The organism is Acidovorax sp. GW821-FHT10A04 (assembly GCF_059415825.1).
Map to the genome: position 1 here is coordinate 682777 of NZ_JBWKNZ010000001.1, position 18119 is coordinate 700895.

Sequence of the window (18119 nt, forward strand, 5' to 3'; positions counted from 1 at the left end):
ATTAGCAAACGTTTGCGCAAACGATTGCGGACGATATGATCGCCGGGCGACACCGCACTGGCTCGGCATGCCGCCGGCGCTTTCGCGCAATTTCGCGCGGCTTTTCGGTGGCCGTGCCTTGCCCACCATTCCAACAGGAGACACCATGCAGTTCACCCGCCGTTCCGTTCAGACCGCCGCCGCCATTGCCGTGCTCGGCGGCATGCTTGCCAGCCCCGCCTGGGCGCAGGACAAGCCCAAGATCGCCCTGGTCATGAAGTCGCTGGCCAACGAGTTCTTCCGCACCATGGAAGACGGCGCCAAGGCGCACCAGAAGGCCCACGCCAGCGAATACACGCTGGTGGCCAACGGCATCAAGAACGAGACCGACACGGCCGCCCAGATCAAGATGATCGAACAGGCCGTGGCCCAGAAGGTCAGCGCCATCGTGCTGGCCCCGGCCGATTCCAAGGCCCTGGTGCCTGTGGTCAAGGCCGCTGTGGACAAGGGCATCATCGTGGTCAATATCGACAACCGCCTGGATGGCGATGCCCTGAAGGAAAAGAACCTCACCGTGCCCTTCGTCGGCCCGGACAACCGCGCCGGCGCCAAGTTGGTGGGCGAGCACCTGGCCAAGTCGCTCAAGTCGGGCGACAAGGTGGGCATCATCGAGGGCGTGTCCACCACCTTCAATGCGCAGCAGCGCACCCTGGGCTACAAGGACGCCATGCAGGCCGCCGGCATCACCGTGGTGGGCGTGCAGTCGGGCCAGTGGGAGATCGAGAAGGGCAACACCGTGGCCGCCGGCATGCTGCGCGAGCACCCCGACCTCACGGCCCTGCTGGCCGGCAACGACAGCATGGCGCTGGGCGTGGTGGCCGCAGTCAAGGCCGCGGGCAAGACCGGCAAGGTGCAGGTGGTGGGCTATGACAACATCGGCGCCATCAAGCCCATGCTGGCCGATGGCCGCGTGCTGGCCACCGCCGACCAGTACGCCGCCAAGCAGGCCGTGTTCGGCATCGAGCTGGCGCAAAAGGCCATCGCCGCCAAGACGCCCCAGGCCCAGTTGCCTGCCGAGGTGAAGACCGAGGTGGTGCTGGTCACCAAGGGCAGCAAGTAAAAACCCAACCGCCGGACGACATGGACCGACCGCTCCCACCGCCGCCCGCCGCACCGCTGCTGTCCATAGCCGCGGTGGGCAAGGATTACACCGCCACCGTGCTCGACGGCATCACGCTTGCGCTCAACGCGGGCGAGGTGCTGGCGCTCACGGGGGAGAACGGCGCGGGCAAGAGCACGCTGTCCAAGATCGTCTGCGGGCTGGAGCCGGCCACTCGCGGTGGCATGCGCCTGGCCGGCGAGACCTACGCGCCCGCCTCGCGCCGCGAGGCCGAGCGCCTGGGCGTGCGCATGGTGATGCAGGAGCTGGGCCTGGTGCCCACGCTCACCGTGGCCGAGAACCTGCTCATGGGCCGCCTGCCGCACCGCGCGGGCTGGCTGCAGCGCGATGCGCTGCACACCGCTGCACGCGCGCAACTGGCCAAGATCGGCCTGGACAGCATCGACCCTGCCACGCCCGTGTCGCAACTGGGCATAGGCCAGCAGCAGATGGTGGAGATCGCGCGCAACCTGCAGGACGACACGCGCATCCTGGTGCTCGACGAGCCCACGGCCATGCTCACCCCGCGCGAGACCGCCTATCTTTTCGACCAGATCGCGCGCCTGACCGCGCGCGGCGTGGCCATCGTCTATGTGTCGCACCGCCTGGAAGAGCTGCGCCGCATCGCCGACCGCGTGGCCGTGCTGCGCGACGGCCGCCTGGTGGATGCACGCCCCATGGCCGGCCTGAGCGAGGACGATCTGGTGCAGCGCATGGTGGGCCGCTCCGTGAGCGACCTCGAGCACCGCCCGCGCCGCAAGGCCGGCCCGGTGGTGATGAGCGCCCAGGGCATGGGCCGCGGCACGGCGGTGCAGGACGTGAGCCTGGAGCTGCGCGCGGGCGAGGTGTTCGGCGTGGCGGGACTGGTGGGTTCGGGCCGCACCGAACTCGTGCGCCTGCTGTTCGGCGCGGACCGCGCCGACCGGGGCAGCGTAACGCTGCACCCCGATGAGTCCACTGCGGGTGGCGCCCCGCACGTGCTGCCGCGCGGCTTTGCCTCGCCGCTGCAGGCCATTGCCGCTGGCGTCGGCCTGGTCACGGAAGACCGCAAGTCCCAGGGCCTGCTGCTGGCCCAGCCCATCCGCGTCAACGCCACGCTGTCCGACCTGTCCGCGATCTCGCGCGCGGGCTGGCTGCAGCGCGCCAAGGAAAACCGCCTGGTGCAGGGCTTCGTCCAGACCTTGGGCATCCGCTGCCGCAGCCCCGAGCAGGCGGTGGGCACGCTGTCGGGCGGCAACCAGCAGAAGGTGGTGTTCGCGCGCTGGCTGCACCGCGAAGGCCGGGTGCTGCTGCTCGACGAACCCACACGTGGCGTGGACGTGGGCGCGCGTGCCGAACTCTATGGCGAACTCGATCGCATGGCCGCCAGCGGGCGCGCCCTGCTCATGGTCTCGTCGGACCTGCGCGAGCTGATGGCCATGGCCGACCGCATCGGCGTGATGAGCGTCGGGCGCCTGGTGGCCGTGTTCGAGCGCGGCCAGTGGTCCGAGCAGTCGCTGCTGGCCGCTGCATTCTCCGAGCCGGGTGGCCGCGAAGCCCCTGGCCATTCTTCCCCTTCCACTCCCGCCACCGCATGAACGCCCCCGCATCCCCCGCCGCCATGGCACCCCGCCCCACGCCCGCCTGGCGCAGCCAGCTCGGCACCTACCTCGGGCTGCTGGCCGTGCTGGCGGGCATGGTGGCGCTGTTCTCCACCCTCTCCGAATACTTCTGGAGCGTGGAAACCTTCGTCACCATCGCCAACGAGATCCCGGCGCTGGCCGTGATGGCGGTGGGCATGACCTTCGTGCTCATCATCGCCGGCATCGACCTCTCGGTGGGATCGGTGATGGCGCTGTCCGCCGCCACCTCGGCCGCTGCCATCGTGCAGTGGAAGTGGAGCGTGCCGGCTGCCGCGCTGCTGGCACTGGCCACGGGGCTCATCTGCGGCACGGTGACCGGGGCTGTCTCGGTGGCCTGGCGCCTGCCCTCCTTCATCGTCTCGCTGGGCATGCTCGAGGCCGTGCGCGGCGGGGCCTACGTGGTCACGGATTCGCGCACGCAGTACGTGGGCGACGCGATCTCGTGGCTGGCCGCACCCATGTTCGGCGGCATCTCGGTGGCCTTTCTGATCGCGCTGGTACTGGTGGTGGTAGCGCAGCTGGTGCTCACGCGCACGGTGTTCGGCCGCTGCGTGGTGGGCATCGGCACCAACGAGGAGGCGATGCGCCTGGCCGGGGTCGACCCGCGGCCCCTGCGCGTCATCGTGTTTGCCGTGACCGGACTGCTCGCCGGACTGGCCGGGCTGATGCAGTCCGCACGGCTGGAGGCGGCCGATCCCAACGCCGGCACCGGCATGGAGCTGCAGGTGATCGCCGCGGTGGTGATCGGTGGCACCAGCCTCATGGGCGGGCGCGGCTCGGTGGTGAACACCGCCTTCGGCGTGCTGATCATCGCGGTGCTGGAGGCGGGCCTGGCCCAGGTGGGTGCCAGCGAGCCCAGCAAGCGCATCATCACGGGGGTGGTGATCGTCGCGGCGGTCATCGTGGACACCTTGCGCCAGCGGCGCGCGGCGGCCTGACCCCCCCCCATATCCCCACGAATTCCCTGTTTCCAGATTTTCTCCATGGCTACTATCAAGGACGTTGCGCGGCATGCCGACGTATCGGTCACCACGGTGTCTCACGTGGTCAACGGCACACGCCACGTGAGCCCCGAAGGGCGCGCGCGTGTGGAAAAAGCCATCCGCGAACTGGGCTACGTGCCCAGCGCCATTGCCCGCAGCCTGAAAAGCAACAACACACGCACGCTGGGCATGCTGATCCCCAACAGCTCCAACCCCTACTTCGCCGAGATCGTGCACGCGGTCGAAGACCGCTGCTTCGGCGCAGGCTACAACCTCATCCTGTGCAACACCAATGACGAGGCGCACCGCCAGGGCAGCTACCTGCAGGTGCTGGCCGAGCGCCGCATCGACGGGCTGATTGTCGTCTCCACCGGGCACGACGCCACACTGCCCACGCAGCTCGCGGGCCTGTCCATCCCCACCGTGCTGGTGGACCGCGAGATCGAACTGGCCGAACAGCAACCCTGCGACCTGGTGGAGACCGCCCACATGCAGGGCGGCCTGCTGGCCACGCGCCACCTGCTGTCGCTGGGCCACCGGCGCATCGCCTGCATCGGCGGGCCCGAGGGCATTGCGCCCAGCGAGCAGCGCATCGCCGGCTGGCGTGCCGCGCTGGTCGATGCCGGCTGCGGCACCGGTGACGGCCTGCTGTGGCACGGCAACTTCACCAGCCAGGGCGGCTACGAGGCCATGCACGCCGTGCTGCGCGCGCAGCAGCCGCCCACCGCCGTCTTCGTCTGCAACGACCTGATGGCCATGGGCGCACTGTGCGCGGCCCACGAGCGCGACCTGCGCGTACCCGAGGCCCTGTCCATCGTGGGTTTCGACGACATTGAACTCACCGCCTTCACCAGCCCGCCGCTGACCACCGTGGCCCAGCCCAAGCAGCGCATCGGCGCACTGGCGGTGGACATGCTGCTCGAGCGCATCGACGGCAAGCGCCAGGACGCGCGCAAGGTCATGCTGCAACCCGAGCTGCGCGTGCGCGCCTCCACCGCACAGGCACGGCCATGACGGGAGCGACGGAGCACGACGACACCCCCACCATCGCCGTGGTGGGCAGCCTCAACATGGACCTGGTGCTGCAGGTGACCCAGGCCCCCGGGCCCGGCGAGACCGTGCTGGCCCAGGCGCTGCACCTGGTGCCCGGCGGCAAGGGCGGCAACCAGGCCGTGGCCTGCGCGCGCCAGGGTGCCCGGGTGCACCTGTTCGGCCGCGTGGGCAACGATGCGTACGGCCGCGCGCTGCGCGCGGGCCTGGACCAGGACGGCATCGCCCATGCCGGGGTGCAGACCGACCCGACCGAGACCACGGGCGTGGCAGCCATCACCGTGGAGGCCACGGGGCAGAACCGCATCGTCGTGGTGCCGGGCGCCAATGGCCGCTTCGCACTCGACACGCAGGCGCTTGCCGCCGTGCTGGACCAGGCCCACAGCCTGGTGCTGCAGTTCGAGACCCCCCTGCCCCAGGTGCTGGCCGCCGCGCAGCAAGCCCATGCGGCGGGCTGCCAGGTGCTGCTCAACCCCTCGCCCATCCAGAGCCTGCCCGGGGGTCTGTGGCCGCTGGTGCACACGCTGGTGGTCAACGAGGTCGAGGCCGCCGCCCTGGCGGGCACGGCCGTGGAGACCGTGGCCGATGCCGCCGTGGCCGCGCAGATGCTGCGCGGCCTGGGGCCGGCCCAGGTGGTGGTGACGCTGGGCGCCGCGGGCGCCGTGGCCGCCGACACCCTGGGCAGCACACACCACCCCGGCATGGCCGTGCAAGCCGTGGACACCACCGCCGCGGGCGACACCTTCCTCGGTGCGCTGGCCGTGGCGCTGGCGCAGGGCGGGCCGCTCAACGCCGCCGTGCGCGAGGGCATCCGCGCCGCCGCCCTGTGCGTGACGCAGGCGGGGGCCCAGCCCTCCATACCCACCCGGGCCGCCGTGGCGGCCAGCCCGCAACCACCCGACTGGATTCCGCTGTGAAACGCACCACCCTGCTGCATGCCGAGCTCTCCCACGCCATTGCCTGCCTGGGCCACGGCGACATGCTCGTGATCGGAGATGTCGGACTGCCCATTCCGCCCGGCCCGCGGCGCATCGACCTGGCGCTCACGCCCGGCATCCCGGCGCTGGCCGACGTGCTGCAGGCGGTGCTGGCGGAGATGCAGGTCGAGCGCGCGGTGATCGCCACCGAGGCCGTGGAGCGCGCAGGTGGTGCCCTGCCCGGCTGGTGCACCCTGCCCGTGGCACCCGAGGCGCTGCCGCACGAGGAATTCAAACGCCTGTGCCGCGAGGCCCGCGTGATGGTACGCACGGGGGAATGCACGCCCTACGCCAACGTGATCCTGTGCGCCGGTGTGACGTTCTGAAGCAATCTGCGCGGCAACGCACGGGTTTTGGATAACCCGGCAGGCGCTTGCGCTGGGTTAGGCTGGCAGATCGCAGCAGCGGGCCACCCGCTGCGCCATGCCATCTGCCAGTCCCTTCCCGATGTCCACGCCAGCCTCTGCCACGCCCTTTCTGCCCCCTGAAATCGCCGTGCTGGAACGCGGCTGGCTGTCGGCCAACAACATTCTGTTCATCGGCCACCATGACACGGCCGTGGTGGACACCGGCTACTGCAGCCATGCCGAGCAGACGGTGGCGCTGGTCCAGGCAGCCCTGGGCGGCAGGCCGCTGGACCGCGTGCTCAACACCCACCTGCACAGCGACCACTGCGGCGGCAACGCTGCCCTGCAAAAGACCTGGCCGCGCGCGCTCACCTCCATACCGCCCGGCCAGGCCCGGCACGTGCGCCAGTGGGACGCCTATGCCCTGAGCTACACGCCCACCGGCCAGCAGTGCCCGCCGTTCCGTGCCGATACCTTGTTGGACCCCGGTTCCTGCGTGCTGCTGGGCGACCGCACCTGGCAGGTGCATGCCGCGCCGGGGCACGACACCCATTCCATCGTGCTGTTCGAGCCGCGCGACGCCATCCTGATCTCGGCCGACGCGCTTTGGGAGAACGGCTTCGGCGTGGTCTTCCCCGAGCTGGAGGGCGAGGACGCCTTTGCCCAGGTGGGTGCCACGCTGGACTTGATCGAGCGCCTGGCGCCGCGCACCGTGATACCGGGCCACGGCCCAGTGTTCGCCGATGCACCGCGCGCCATCGAGGGCGCACGCCGCCGGCTCGACGGCTTCGTGCGCAACCCGCCCAAGCATGCGCTCTACGCCGCCAAGGTGCTGCTCAAGTACAAGCTGCTCGAGTGGCAGCAGATCAGCCTGGCCGACCTCCGGTCCTGGACACAGGCCACGCCCTACTTCGGCATGCTGCACAACCGGCATTTCGCTGACCAGGCGGAGGGCGAATGGCTCGCAGGCCTGATGGACGAACTGGTCCGCTCGGGAGCCGCCATGCGCCGGGGCGACATGCTGCACAACGCCTGAAGACCCGCGGGCCGCGCCTGCGCGCCCTGCCGCACCTCGGCATGTTGCCACGGTGCCACATCGGGCCACTTTTTGGCCAGCCCACGGGCTCCATTGCAGCTAGATGTAACTACCATCAAATGATAATTGTTATCATTTGACATTCCTGCAAGCCTTCTGCATGTTCGGCTGCGCGGGTTCCCAGCCAGCCAACACCGACCGACACCCGCGGCAGCAGCAGCTTTTGCCGCGCGCTCCTGTATGTAGTCCCTGTAGCCAGCCAAGTTCCGGTTTCTCACTCCTACGGACCTTTCATGGCGCACAACACTACATACATCAAGAGCCGCAAACACCCCGCCGCGGGCGCGCGAGTCACCCCCGTCGGCATGGCTGCAGCAGCGGCCCTCGTGGCACTGGGCATGCCCGCCCAGGCACAGACCGCCTCCAGCGCCACCCTGCCGGAGGTCAAGGTCGAATCGGCAGGCGATGCGGGTTACAAGGCCGGCACGGTCTCCTCGCCCAAGTTCACCCAGCCGCTGCTGGACACGCCCCAGACCATCTCGGTCGTCAAGGAGCAGGTGCTGCGCGAGCAAGCCGCCTCGACCCTGACCGAAGCCCTGCGCAACACCCCCGGCGCCAGCACCTTCTTCCTGGGCGAGAACGGCAACACCAGCACCGGCGACGCGATCTACATGCGCGGCTTCGACAGCTCCAGCAGCATCTTCGTCGATGGTGTGCGCGACCTGGGCGCGGTCTCGCGCGACGTGTTCAACATCCAGCAGGTCGAAGTGGTCAAGGGCCCGGCCGGCACCGACAACGGCCGCACGGCCCCCACGGGCGCCATCAACCTGGTGAGCAAGCAGCCCACGCTGGAAAACAGCTTCGCAGCCTCGCTGGGCGCGGGCAGCGCCTCCTACAAGCGCGGCACGGTGGACTGGAACAAGGCCCTGGAAGCCTACCCCGGCGCCGCTTTCCGCCTGAACGTGATGACCGAGGACTCCGGCGTCGCCGGCCGCGACCTGGTCAAGAACAAGCGCTGGGGCGTGGCGCCCTCGCTGGCCCTGGGCCTGAACTCGCCCACCCGCGTGTTCCTGAACTACCTGCACGTCAAGCAGGACAACATGCCCGATGGCGGCGTGCCCACCATCGGCCTGCCCGGCTACACCTCGCCGGATGCGCTGGCCCTGGCCAACCGCCGCCCCTTCCTGAACACCGCGGCGCGCGTGGATTCGAGCAACTTCTATGGCACGACCTCGGACTATGCGGACGTGGACATGGACATGGTCACGGCGCGCATCGAGCACGACTTCGCCTCGGGCACGAAGCTGCGCAACACCACGCGCTTCGGCCGCACGCACAACGACTACCGGCTGACGGCCTTCATGGGCGGCGGCTTCCCGGCCACCGGTGCGCTCACGGCCGCCTCGGCCCTGCTGGCCACGCCGAACCCGAACGATCCGTCCACCTGGACCGTGACGCGCAACCTGCCGACCAACGTCAACCAGGTCAACAAGATCGCCGTCAACCAGACCAGCCTGACCACCACCGTGAACACCGGTTCGGTGCAGCATGACCTGGCGGCCGGGCTCGAGCTGTCGCGCGAGGAGCAGACCAACCTGGGCTACTACGGCCAGGGCTTTGCTAGCGTGAACACCACGTATGCGCCGGCCGGTTCGCTGCCAGCGGCCAACCTGTACAACCCCAACCCGAACGTGGCGGGCTTCAACCGCATCGCCAACGGCGCCTGGTCCAAGGGCGTGACCAACACCGTGGCCGCCTACCTGTTCGACACCGCCAAGCTGTCGCCCGAGTGGCAGGTCACGGGCGGCCTGCGCGTGGACCGCTTCAAGACCGACTTCGACGCCGTGACGCAGGGCGCGCTTCCGGCCGGCGTGCTCACCCCCTCGTCGGTCAGCCTGTCGGACACGCTCATCGGCGCCAAGCTCGGTGTGGTCTACAAGCCTGCCAGCAACGGCAGCGTGTATGCGCTATATGCCACCTCGGCCCAGCCCCCGGGCGGTGCCAACAACCAGCTGAGCGCAGCCGCCAACAACGCGGCCAACCCCAAGTTCGACCCGCAGAAGGCCAAGACCATCGAGGTCGGCACCAAGTGGGACGTGCTGGGCGGCCGCCTGGCCCTGGCCGGCGCGGTGTACCGCACCGATGTCTCCAACGACATCGAGACCGACCCGACCAACGCCGCCAACTTCGTGCAGACCGGCAAGAAGCGCGTGCAAGGCCTGGAGCTGACCGCCATCGGCGCCATCACCAACGACTGGTCGCTGAGCGCGGGCTACACCACCATGGACACCAAGGTGCTCAGCGGCGCGCCCAAGACGGCCGATGGCAGCACCGCGCTGGCCTACACGCCCAAGAGCGCCTTCTCGCTGTGGACCACCTACCGCCTGCCCTTCGGCGTGACGATCGGCGGCGGCGCACGCTATGCCGGCAAGCTGCTGCGCGGCACCGACGGCGCCGTGGGCACGCCCGCCTACACCGAGGCCTACTGGGTCTTCGATGCCATGGCCTCCTACCGCATCAACAAGAACCTGGACATCCAGCTCAACGTGTACAACCTGGCCGACAAGGACTATGTGGCCGCCATCAACAAGAGCGGCTATCGCTATACGCCGGGCATCCCCCGTTCGGCACGCCTGACGGCCAACTTCACGTTCTGATCGAACGCAAGATGACCGCCTGAAAGCTGCCTACCATCCAAGGGCCCCGGCAACTCCGGGGCCTTCCCGTTTCTGGAGACATTTGCCATGATGCTGCACATCCCCAACGTCCTCACGCCCGAGCAGGTGCGCGCCATGCGCGCGGCCATCGATGCGGCCGACTGGGTGGACGGCCGGGCCACCGTGGGCGCACAGGGGGCGCGGGTCAAGCACAACCGCCAACTGCCCGAGAACGCGCCCGTGGCGCTGGAGCAGGGGCGCCTCATTCAGCAGGCGCTGTCCGCGCATCCCCTGTACTTCGCCGCTGCGCTGCCGCTGCGCGCCGTGCCGCCGCTGTTCAACCGCTACGCGGGCGGCGAGACCTATGGCCTGCACGTCGATGGCGCCATGCGCCCCCTGCCCCACGGGGCGGCGCTGCGCACCGACCTGTCGTGCACGCTGTTCCTGTGCGAACCCGAGGACTACGAAGGGGGCGAGCTGGTGGTGGTGGATACCTATGGCGCGCACGAGGTCAAGCTGCCCGCGGGCGACCTGATCCTCTACCCCTCGACCAGCCTGCACCGCGTGGAGCCGGTCACGCGCGGCGAGCGCGTGTGCTCGTTCTTCTGGGTGCAGAGCATGGTGCGCGACGATGCGCGCCGCGCCATGCTGTTCGAGCTGGACCAGACCATCCAGAAGCTGCGGGGGCGCCTGGGCGAAACCGAGGAAACCGTGGCCCTCACGGGCCAGTACCACAACCTGCTGCGAATGTGGTCGGAAGTCTGAAAAGGAACGGCCCCCGAGGGGGCCGTTCTGCTGCTTACGGCAGATCCTTGTTCACCTCGGGCGCGGCGGCGTCGCGCGGGCCGATCGTTCCCAGGCGGCCCTTGAGCGACTGGGGCTGGCCGGTAAGCATGGCGGCATAGTTGGTGGTGTTGGCCAGCACCTTCTTCACGTAGTCGCGGGTTTCGCCGAAGGGCACGTTCTCGGCCCAGATGGCGGCGTCGAGCACCGGGCCGTTGCGCCAGTTGCGCGGCCGGCCGGGGCCGGCGTTGTAGGCGGCTGCAGCCATGGGCATGGAGCCCGCGAAATCATCGAGCGCGAGCTTGAGGTAGGCCGTGCCGATGGCGATGTTGGTGTCGCGGTCGTTGATCTGGTCGGCCGTGAAGTTGTTCATGCCGATCTTCTTGGCCGTCCAGCGCGCGGTGGCGGGCATCACCTGCATCAGGCCCGAGGCGCCCACGTGCGAACGCGCATCCATGATGAAGCGGCTTTCCTGGCGGATCAGGCCGTAGACATAGGCCGGGTCCAGCCCGATGCCGGTGGCGCGCTCGACCACGGCGGCGCGGAACGGCGTGGGAAAGCGCTGGCTGGTCTCGATCACGCTGCGCGTGCGCTCGCTGGTGTTGATGCAGCGGTCCCAGACCTCGCGCGCGCAGGCGAAGTCGGCGGCGGCCAGCAATTCGCGGTCCGGCATGCCTCCTGGCACATGCAGGTTGGTGGCGTAGTTCCACTCGCGCACGCCCTCGGCGCGCAGGCCCAGGAAGATCGCGTACAGCCCGCGGTTCAGGCCCGGGTTGGCGCGCGCAGCCGCTTTTTCCTCGGGCGTGAGCGGGGTGGGTGCCGGCGGCATGGTGATGCGCTGGCCCAGTTCCTCCGTGGCCAGTTGCTCGTAGAAGCCGCGCGTGCTGGCAATGCCTTCGAGCAGCTGGCGGGCTTCGGCGCGCTCGGCCTCGCTCGGTTTGCCGGCCAGCAGGGAGCGGGCCTTCCAGTACACCCAGGTGCTGTCCTGGCGGCCTTCCTCGCTCATGGCGTCGATGGCCTTGCGCACCACCTTCCACTGGCCGGCGCGCAGGGCGGCGCGCACCTTCCAGCCCAGCAGGTCGTCGTTGAGGTCGGCATCCCGGGTGATCTTGGCGAACTGGCCATTGGCCTCGGTCGACAGCTTCTGCGCCAGTTGCTTGCCGATCACGCCCCAGACCCAGTTGCGCTCCTCGGGCGAGAGGTGCACGCCCCACTTGCCGTCGAGCTGGGCTGCGGCGTTGTCCGGATCGCCGGCGGCGAGCTTGATCAGGGCCAGCGTCACCAGTTCCTGTCGCACCTGGCCCCGGGCCGTGGCACGGGCCGTGAGGTACTTGGTGGGTGCGTCCATGAGCTCCTTGACCTGGGCCACGGCATCGGGGGCGACGATTTCCACCGCATTGCGGGCCACGCGGGGCCGGTTGGCGTCCACCGCGAAGCGCGCCTTGCGCCAGACGTCCAGGGCGCTGATCTTCTTGGTCGCGTAGAACTGGCTGGCCGCATGGGTGCAGCCATCGTCGGCATCGCGCAGCGCGTACCAGCTGCGCTTGATGTCCTCGGCGGCCCCGGGCTGGGGGCTGCCCTTGATGTCGTCGATCAACAGCGCATAGCAGCGCACCTCGCGGTCGTCGGACATGCGGTAGCTCGGGTGCTGCTCGGCGAACTGTGCCCAGTCGCGCCGCTGGCCCAGCAGCAGCAGCCAGTCATTGCGCATGCGGTCTTCCTGGTAGCTGCCGGCATAGCGCTGCATGAAGGACTGGATCTCCGAGGGCGGTGCCTCGCCCAGGCGCAGCTTGAGCTCCCAGTAGCCGGCCCAGGGTTCGAGCACGTGGCCACGCGCGGCGGGCAACAATTGCTCGAGTTTCTTGCGGTCGCCGCGCTTGAACGCCTGCTGCATCTCCAGCAGGGTATCGTCGGCCTTGGTTTGCGCCTGGACAAGGGGCGCGGCAGTGGCCAGCAAGGCGCTGACCAGCAGCGGTGTCAGAATCTGAGTCAATTGCATGGGGGAATTATCTGATGGACAAAGCAGCCCTGCGGCGCGCCTTGATAGAAGAACGCCTGAATTTGCCAGATCGGTTACATCGGGCCGATTTGTTACAGCAAGTGATGCGCATCTGGCTGGTGAACCGGCCCGACACGGTAATCGGCGCCTACTGGCCCATCAAGGGGGAGTTCGACCCGCTGCCCGCCCTGCACCGCTGGAAGGAAGACGGTGAGTTGCTAGACGAGCCACAGCTGCGCCGCATCGGCCTGCCGGTGGTCAACAAGCAGCACAAGACCCTGACCTTCCACGCCTGGTACCCCGGCTGCCCGATGGAAGAGGATGCCTACGGCATCCCCAAACCCAAGGACACCGAGGTCATCGTGCCCACCCTGCTGTTCGTGCCCTGCGTGGGCTATGCGCCCGGCGGCTACCGGCTGGGCTATGGCGGCGGCTTCTACGACCGCACCCTGGCCACGCTGCAGCCCAAGCCCTTCACCGTGGGCCTGGGCTTCACCAATGGCTACCTGGACGAGTTCGAGCCGGAATCCTGGGATGCGCCGCTGGACGCGATCCTGAACGACAACGGGGTGGTCTGGCCTGTCTAGGCGGCCCCCCCTGAGGCGCTTCGCGCCTTCCCCCCAGGGGGACGCGCCACCCCTGGCCTGGCAAAGCCAGTTCAACGGTGGCCCTGGCATGGGTGTGCGCCCTTTTTCATGGCCGGTGACGAATTGGCCCCCAAAAAGGCTCAGCCTGCCTGCAGTTCCGAGGCGAATGCGTAGCAGTCTCCGCCTTCGGGGCGGCGCTTGCAGGTGTACATGGCGCTGTCGGCGGCGCGCAACAGTTCGGCCAGGGTACTGCCATCAGCGGGGTGGCAGGCGATGCCCAGGCTCATGCCCACCACCAGGGAGCGGCCTTCGAAGGCCAGGGGCTCGGCGGCGCTGGCGGCCATGCGCCGGGCCATGGCGGCGATCACCTCGCGCGGCGGGCTGCCGGCGATCAACACCGCGAATTCGTCACCGCCCAGGCGCGCCACCAGATCGCCCGCGCGCAGCTGGGTGCGCAGGCGGCGCACCATGGCCACCAGCACGGCGTCGCCCGCGGCGTGGCCGTAAGTGTCGTTGACGCCCTTGAAACCATCGAGGTCCAGCAACAGCAGGGCAAAGGGCTGGCCGGCGCGCACGGCGGCCTCGCCATGGCTGGTCAGGCCCGCGCGGTTGGCGGCGCCGGTGAGCGCATCGGTGCCCAGGGCCTCGACCAATTCCTGGGTGCGCACGGTCAGCGCTTCCTCGGACCGGCGCAGCAGGCGCACCCGGGAGGCCATGGCCGCCGCGAAAACGATGGATTCGGCCACCAGCACGGTCTGCGTCATGTCCATCTGCTGGGGTGTCCAGGCCACCCAGCCCCAGCTGGCGACGATGATGGCGCAGATGCCCAGGAGCAGGATGGTGACCCCCAGGCTGTACAACACGGCCGGCCAGTAGCGCCGCCGCATGGCCAGCACGGCGCCCACCGTGAGCACCACGGTGGAGGCCACCACCGAGGCCTGCACCAAGCGGAAGAGCCACAGCGGATGGGCCCCAAGAAGGCCATAGACCGCCGCCAGCGCCAGCGCGGCCACCATGGCCAGCACCACCTTGTCCACGCGCGGTGCATAGTCCGCCAGGCGCAACAGGCTGCGGCCGAACATCAGCTTGGAAATGGCCCACAGGGGCGGCGCCATGCTGTAGAAGAAGCCAGCGGCCGCGGGCCAGTGGGCGAACGGGTAGCGCAGCGTGTGCCCGTTGAAGCCCGCGAGCGCGAGCAGCGCGCCGATGCACGACACCAGATACCAGGCATAGATGCTCTCGCGGAACACCAGCAGCATCACCGTACTGAAGACCGCCAGGCCCATCAGCAGGCCATAGCAGACGCCATCGAACATGCGCTTGTCCTGGGTGTCCTGCAGGTAGTCCGCGAGGTCCCAGACACGGGCTGCGTAGAAGCGGGCAAAGGTCGATTCGACCCGGAAGTACACGGTGTACACCTGGTCGTCGGGCAGCCTGAAGCGCCAGGCCATCTGTTCCGAATCCGCCGGGCGCGTGGCCCAGGGGTGGCGCATGCCGGTCACCACGGGCTCGGCCAGCGCACGGCCCTGGGCGTTGTAGGGGCCGTAAAAGCGCAGTTCGTGCGTGGACACGGTGGGCACCAGCAGCAGAAACTCGCGCAGGGCATCGGCCGGATCGGCCAGCTGCAGGCGCACACGGAACCAGAGCACCCGGTCCGATTCGGCGCCCTTCAGGGGGTTGTCCGGGTAAGCGAAGCGGGCCTCGTGCTCCGGGGTGCGCACCTGTTCGATGTCCAGCGTGCGGCCCTTGTCCTCGAACATGCCCATGAACGGCACGATGGGCATGCCGCCAGCCTTCACGGAGAGGGAGGCCGGCACATCGCGCTCCGCCGCCTGGGCGGCAGCGGGCAGCACGGCCACCAGCATCAGCAGGCACAGGGCCCTGAAGAAAAAATACAAAAAAGACGACGACCGCATCAACGACACCGACCCAGAGGGATCGAAAGAGAACACTGCCCGCAAAACCATCGATTGTGCCGCACCACCCCGTTTTCAAGCGTTGCAAAAAAGGGGACAAGTTCGGCTTTGATGCATGAATTGCATCAAAAGCCCTCTCATCGGTCATTGATGCAGGCTCCTGGGGAGCGTTAGCATGGAAGTCTTGCCTCCCTTTGCAATCACCATCCGAGTGCCACCATGCCCAAGCTCTACATCGGTAACAAGAATTACTCCTCGTGGTCCATGCGCCCCTGGGTGCTGCTGCGCCAGGCCGGCATCGACTTTGAAGAAATCCGCGTGCGCTTCGACAGTTTCGAAGCCGACTCGGAGTTCAAGCGGGCCATCAGCCCCGTGAGCCCCACAGGCAAGGTGCCAGTGCTGGTGGACGCGGACCTGGTCGTCTGGGACACCCTGGCCATCGCCGAGTACGTGGCCGAGACCCATCCCGACAAGAAGCTCTGGCCTGCGGACGCCAAGGCGCGCGCCCGCGCCCGCAGCGTGTGTGCCGAAATGCACAGCGGCTTCACCGCCCTGCGCGGCAACTGCCCCATGAACGTCGAGGCCGATCTGGCCGAGACCGGCGCGCTGATCTGGCGCGACAAGGCCGCCGTGCGCGCCGACGTGGAGCGCCTGGTGGCCATGTGGAGTGCCCTGCTCGAAGAGCATGGCGGGCCGCTGCTGTTCGGCGAGTTCACCATTGCCGACGCCTACTTTGCCCCCGTGTGCATGCGCCTGCACAGCTACGCCCTGCCCCTGCCACCGCAGATCGCCTCCTACGTGCAGCGCGTGCGCGCCCTGCCCGGTGTGAAGGCCTGGATCGACGGTGCCCTGGCCGAGAAGGATTTCCTCGATTTCGAGGAGCCCTACCGCCTGCGCCACGTTTGAGGAGCAGCGCATGGCCGTCACCATCTACCTGCGCTACGTGCTGAACACGTCCAAGCTCAAGGAATTCGAGCACTACGGCAAGCTGTGGATCCCGCTGGTCGAGAAATTCGGCGGCCAGCACCACGGCTACTTCATGCCCAGCGAGGGCGCCAACAACATCGCGCTGGCGCTGTTCACCTTCGAGAGCCTGGCCTCGTACGAGGTCTACCGCCAGCGGTCCATGGAAGATGCTGACTGCCAGGCGGCCTTCCGCTATGCGCAAGAGACCGGCTGCATCATCAGCTACGAGCGCAGCTTCTTCCGCCCGGTGTTTTCCTAGGAGCTGCCTACCGGAACTGCTTGCGCAGCAGCGCCCGGTGGCGCGCGATGTGCGCCAGCTGGACCTGGGCGACGATACCGCCCAGGTCCTCGCCATCGCCATTGAGCACTGCATTGGCGTGGCGCATGGCGCGGGCCACCACCTCCTCCTCGTCCACGCCCTGCTGGGCCGCCAGGTCCAGCGCGACGCGCTTCATGGCGCGCTGCGACAGCATCCACATGGCACCAAAGGAATCCCAGGCCGCGGCGGTCTCCCTGAATTTGTCGCGGTCGGCCAGGATCTCATTGAGCGGCTTGGCCAGGATCTCCTGCAGAGTCTCCAGCTGGGCCTGCATCGCCTCGAACTGCGCTTCCCGCTGCAGGGCCTCGGCCGCGGCATTGGCCGCAGCATCGGGCGGCGTGGGCACGGGAATGCTGCCGTCGGGGTTGGGTTGCGCGATGGTGAGGGACGAGGAGATGGACATGGCGCCGACCGTGGGCTGGTGAGGGACGCACTATACGGCCTGACAACGTATTGGCGCTCTTGCCGGCAGCTCCCCTACACTGCCGCCATGCAAATCTACATGGTAGGGGGCGCCGTGCGCGACGCGCTGCTCGGGCGCCCCGTGAATGACCACGACTGGGTGGTGGTGGGCGCCACGCCCGAACGGATGCTGGCCGAGGGCTACCTGCCCGTAGGCCGCGATTTCCCGGTCTTCCTGCACCCGGAGACGCGCGAGGAGTATGCGCTGGCGCGCACCGAACGCAAGAGCGGGCGCGGCTACCGCGGCTTCGTGGTGGAAAGCTCGCCCGAGGTGACGCTGGAGGAAGACCTCTCGCGGCGCGACCTGACCATCAATGCCATCGCCCAAAGCCCCGAAGATCCGGAAACCCTGATCGATCCGTACCACGGCCAGAAGGACCTGCAGGCGCGCCTGCTGCGCCATGTGACCGATGCCTTCCGCGAAGACCCGGTGCGCATCTTGCGGCTGGCGCGCTTCGCCGCGCGCTTCACCGACTTCAGCGTGGCGCCGGAAACCCTGGACCTGATGCGACAGATGGTGGCCGAGGGCGAAGTGGACCACCTGGTGCCCGAACGCGTCTGGCAGGAACTGGCACGCGGGCTGATGGAAGCGAAACCCTCGCGCATGTTCGAGGTGCTGCGCGAGTGTGGCGCCTTGCAGGTGCTGCTGCCCGAAGTGGCACGCCTGTGGGGCGTGCCCCAGCGCGCCGAGCACCACCCCGAAGTGGACACCGGCATCCACCTGATGATGGTGCTGGACATGGCGGCGCGGCTCGATGCGCCCCTCACCGTGCGCTTTGCCTGCCTGGCGCACGACCTGGGCAAGGGCACGACGCCAGTCGACGTGCTGCCACGCCACATCGACCACGAGCGGCGCAGCGCCGAGCTGCTGCAGGACCTGGCCGAGCGCCTGCGCGTGCCCGTGGACTGCCGCGAGATCGCCGACGTGGTGGCGCGCGAGCACGGCAACATCCACCGCAGCGGCGATCTGGCTGCCGCCCCACTGGTGCGCCTGCTGGAGCGCTGCGACGCGCTGCGCAAGCCAAGCCGGCTGCCCGACATCCTGTTGGCCTGCGAATGCGATGCGCGTGGCCGCCTGGGCATGGAAGACAACCCCTACCCGCAGCGCCCGCGCCTGCTGGCCGTGCTGGCAGCCGCGCAGTCGGTGGTCACGCGCGAGATTGCAGCCAAGGCCGCTGCGAAAGGCCTGGCCGGTCCGCAGGTCGGCGACCTGATCCACCAGGCACGCGTGCAGGCCGTGGCGCAGTGGCTGGCCGCCAACCCCGCCTGAGGGCCTG

17 protein-coding genes are annotated in these 18119 nt (G+C 68.7%); 14 read left to right on the plus strand and 3 right to left on the minus strand.

Translation table 11 applies throughout. From position 1 onward, the window contains the following. Positions 1 to 145: 145 nt before the first annotated feature. The 9 genes from AC07PF_RS03065 to AC07PF_RS03105 all read left to right on the plus strand — a co-directional run bounded on the left by AC07PF_RS03065 (position 146) and on the right by AC07PF_RS03105 (position 10575). Entirely contained in the window at positions 146 to 1099 is a 954-nt protein-coding gene (locus AC07PF_RS03065) for a sugar ABC transporter substrate-binding protein (RefSeq protein WP_145694742.1), read from the plus strand. 20 nt (positions 1100 to 1119) lie between these two features. After that, positions 1120 to 2715 carry a sugar ABC transporter ATP-binding protein gene (locus AC07PF_RS03070; protein ID WP_494610847.1) on the plus strand — a complete coding sequence of 532 codons (1596 nt, stop codon included), beginning with the start codon at positions 1120 to 1122 and terminating at the stop codon, positions 2713 to 2715. Beyond that, entirely contained in the window at positions 2712 to 3698 is a 987-nt protein-coding gene (locus AC07PF_RS03075; RefSeq protein ID WP_494608351.1) for an ABC transporter permease, read from the plus strand. Before AC07PF_RS03070 ends, AC07PF_RS03075 begins: the two co-directional genes overlap by 4 nt. A 45-nt stretch (positions 3699 to 3743) precedes the next feature. Further along, positions 3744 to 4757 (plus strand): LacI family DNA-binding transcriptional regulator, encoded by a 1014-nt coding sequence (locus AC07PF_RS03080; protein WP_494610848.1) that lies wholly within the window; start codon positions 3744 to 3746, stop codon positions 4755 to 4757. Then, positions 4754 to 5710: a ribokinase gene (gene rbsK, locus AC07PF_RS03085; protein ID WP_494610849.1), complete on the plus strand. Its 957-nt coding sequence runs from the start codon at positions 4754 to 4756 to the stop codon at positions 5708 to 5710. Before AC07PF_RS03080 ends, rbsK begins: the two co-directional genes overlap by 4 nt. Continuing rightward, a complete protein-coding gene (gene rbsD, locus AC07PF_RS03090) occupies positions 5707 to 6096 on the plus strand; it encodes a D-ribose pyranase (RefSeq protein WP_494610850.1) in 390 nt (129 codons plus the stop codon). Before rbsK ends, rbsD begins: the two co-directional genes overlap by 4 nt. 97 nt (positions 6097 to 6193) lie before the next feature. Next, on the plus strand, positions 6194 to 7153 hold the full coding sequence (locus tag AC07PF_RS03095; protein ID WP_494610851.1) for an MBL fold metallo-hydrolase: 960 nt from the start codon (positions 6194 to 6196) through the stop codon (positions 7151 to 7153). Between the two features lie 293 nt (positions 7154 to 7446). Beyond that, positions 7447 to 9810 (plus strand): catecholate siderophore receptor Fiu, encoded by a 2364-nt coding sequence (locus AC07PF_RS03100; RefSeq protein ID WP_494610852.1) that lies wholly within the window; start codon positions 7447 to 7449, stop codon positions 9808 to 9810. 87 nt (positions 9811 to 9897) lie between these two features. After that, the gene (locus AC07PF_RS03105) at positions 9898 to 10575 is read left to right on the plus strand and encodes a Fe2+-dependent dioxygenase (protein ID WP_494610853.1); all 678 of its coding nucleotides are present in this window, start codon (positions 9898 to 9900) and stop codon (positions 10573 to 10575) included. Positions 10576 to 10609: 34 nt separating this feature from the next. On the opposite strand, the gene AC07PF_RS03110 is transcribed toward AC07PF_RS03105, so the two are convergent. Then, entirely contained in the window at positions 10610 to 12592 is a 1983-nt protein-coding gene (locus AC07PF_RS03110) for a lytic transglycosylase domain-containing protein (protein ID WP_494610854.1), read from the minus strand. 14 nt (positions 12593 to 12606) lie between these two features. Here AC07PF_RS03110 and AC07PF_RS03115 point away from each other — a divergent pair, with 14 nt between their 5' ends. Next, positions 12607 to 13179, plus strand: coding sequence for a 5-formyltetrahydrofolate cyclo-ligase (locus tag AC07PF_RS03115; protein WP_007856547.1), 573 nt, complete (start codon positions 12607 to 12609; stop codon positions 13177 to 13179). A gap of 140 nt (positions 13180 to 13319) precedes the next feature. Here AC07PF_RS03115 and AC07PF_RS03120 read toward each other — a convergent pair whose 3' ends face one another. Further along, positions 13320 to 14963: a sensor domain-containing diguanylate cyclase gene (locus AC07PF_RS03120; protein ID WP_494610855.1), complete on the minus strand. Its 1644-nt coding sequence runs from the start codon at positions 14961 to 14963 to the stop codon at positions 13320 to 13322. On the opposite strand from AC07PF_RS03120, the gene AC07PF_RS03125 reads away from it, so the two are divergent. The 3 genes from AC07PF_RS03125 (at position 14944) to AC07PF_RS03135 (ending at position 16320) form a co-directional block, all read left to right on the plus strand. Beyond that, positions 14944 to 15207, plus strand: a complete 264-nt coding sequence (locus AC07PF_RS03125) for a hypothetical protein (protein ID WP_494610856.1) — start codon at positions 14944 to 14946, stop codon at positions 15205 to 15207. The two genes, AC07PF_RS03120 and AC07PF_RS03125, sit on opposite strands and share 20 nt — an antisense overlap. Before the next feature lie 107 nt (positions 15208 to 15314). Continuing rightward, complete coding sequence (locus AC07PF_RS03130) at positions 15315 to 16001, plus strand: glutathione S-transferase family protein (RefSeq protein ID WP_494610857.1); 687 nt, start codon at positions 15315 to 15317, stop codon at positions 15999 to 16001. Between the two features lie 10 nt (positions 16002 to 16011). After that, positions 16012 to 16320 (plus strand): NIPSNAP family protein, encoded by a 309-nt coding sequence (locus AC07PF_RS03135; RefSeq protein WP_494610858.1) that lies wholly within the window; start codon positions 16012 to 16014, stop codon positions 16318 to 16320. Between the two features lie 7 nt (positions 16321 to 16327). On the opposite strand, the gene AC07PF_RS03140 is transcribed toward AC07PF_RS03135, so the two are convergent. After that, positions 16328 to 16783 carry a hypothetical protein gene (locus AC07PF_RS03140; RefSeq protein ID WP_494610859.1) on the minus strand — a complete coding sequence of 152 codons (456 nt, stop codon included), beginning with the start codon at positions 16781 to 16783 and terminating at the stop codon, positions 16328 to 16330. Between the two features lie 87 nt (positions 16784 to 16870). On the opposite strand from AC07PF_RS03140, the gene AC07PF_RS03145 reads away from it, so the two are divergent. Beyond that, a complete protein-coding gene (locus AC07PF_RS03145) occupies positions 16871 to 18112 on the plus strand; it encodes a multifunctional CCA addition/repair protein (protein WP_494610860.1) in 1242 nt (413 codons plus the stop codon). Positions 18113 to 18119 lie beyond the last annotated feature (7 nt).

What these genes read in the sequence shown, in the direction of transcription:
- AC07PF_RS03065 (WP_145694742.1), top strand. Translation starts at nt 146, where the DNA reads ATGCAGTTCACCCGCCGTTCCGTTCAGACCGCCGCCGCCATTGCCGTG.
- AC07PF_RS03070 (WP_494610847.1), top strand. Translation starts at nt 1,120, where the DNA reads ATGGACCGACCGCTCCCACCGCCGCCCGCCGCACCGCTGCTGTCCATA.
- AC07PF_RS03075 (WP_494608351.1), top strand. Translation starts at nt 2,712, where the DNA reads ATGAACGCCCCCGCATCCCCCGCCGCCATGGCACCCCGCCCCACGCCC.
- AC07PF_RS03080 (WP_494610848.1), top strand. Translation starts at nt 3,744, where the DNA reads ATGGCTACTATCAAGGACGTTGCGCGGCATGCCGACGTATCGGTCACC.
- rbsK (WP_494610849.1), top strand. Translation starts at nt 4,754, where the DNA reads ATGACGGGAGCGACGGAGCACGACGACACCCCCACCATCGCCGTGGTG.
- AC07PF_RS03095 (WP_494610851.1), top strand. Translation starts at nt 6,194, where the DNA reads ATGCCATCTGCCAGTCCCTTCCCGATGTCCACGCCAGCCTCTGCCACG.
- AC07PF_RS03100 (WP_494610852.1), top strand. Translation starts at nt 7,447, where the DNA reads ATGGCGCACAACACTACATACATCAAGAGCCGCAAACACCCCGCCGCG.
- AC07PF_RS03105 (WP_494610853.1), top strand. Translation starts at nt 9,898, where the DNA reads ATGATGCTGCACATCCCCAACGTCCTCACGCCCGAGCAGGTGCGCGCC.
- AC07PF_RS03110 (WP_494610854.1), bottom strand. Translation starts at nt 12,592, where the DNA reads ATGCAATTGACTCAGATTCTGACACCGCTGCTGGTCAGCGCCTTGCTG.
- AC07PF_RS03115 (WP_007856547.1), top strand. Translation starts at nt 12,607, where the DNA reads ATGGACAAAGCAGCCCTGCGGCGCGCCTTGATAGAAGAACGCCTGAAT.
- AC07PF_RS03125 (WP_494610856.1), top strand. Translation starts at nt 14,944, where the DNA reads ATGAACGGCACGATGGGCATGCCGCCAGCCTTCACGGAGAGGGAGGCC.
- AC07PF_RS03120 (WP_494610855.1), bottom strand. Translation starts at nt 14,963, where the DNA reads ATGCCCATCGTGCCGTTCATGGGCATGTTCGAGGACAAGGGCCGCACG.
- AC07PF_RS03130 (WP_494610857.1), top strand. Translation starts at nt 15,315, where the DNA reads ATGCCCAAGCTCTACATCGGTAACAAGAATTACTCCTCGTGGTCCATG.
- AC07PF_RS03135 (WP_494610858.1), top strand. Translation starts at nt 16,012, where the DNA reads ATGGCCGTCACCATCTACCTGCGCTACGTGCTGAACACGTCCAAGCTC.
- AC07PF_RS03140 (WP_494610859.1), bottom strand. Translation starts at nt 16,783, where the DNA reads ATGTCCATCTCCTCGTCCCTCACCATCGCGCAACCCAACCCCGACGGC.
- AC07PF_RS03145 (WP_494610860.1), top strand. Translation starts at nt 16,871, where the DNA reads ATGCAAATCTACATGGTAGGGGGCGCCGTGCGCGACGCGCTGCTCGGG.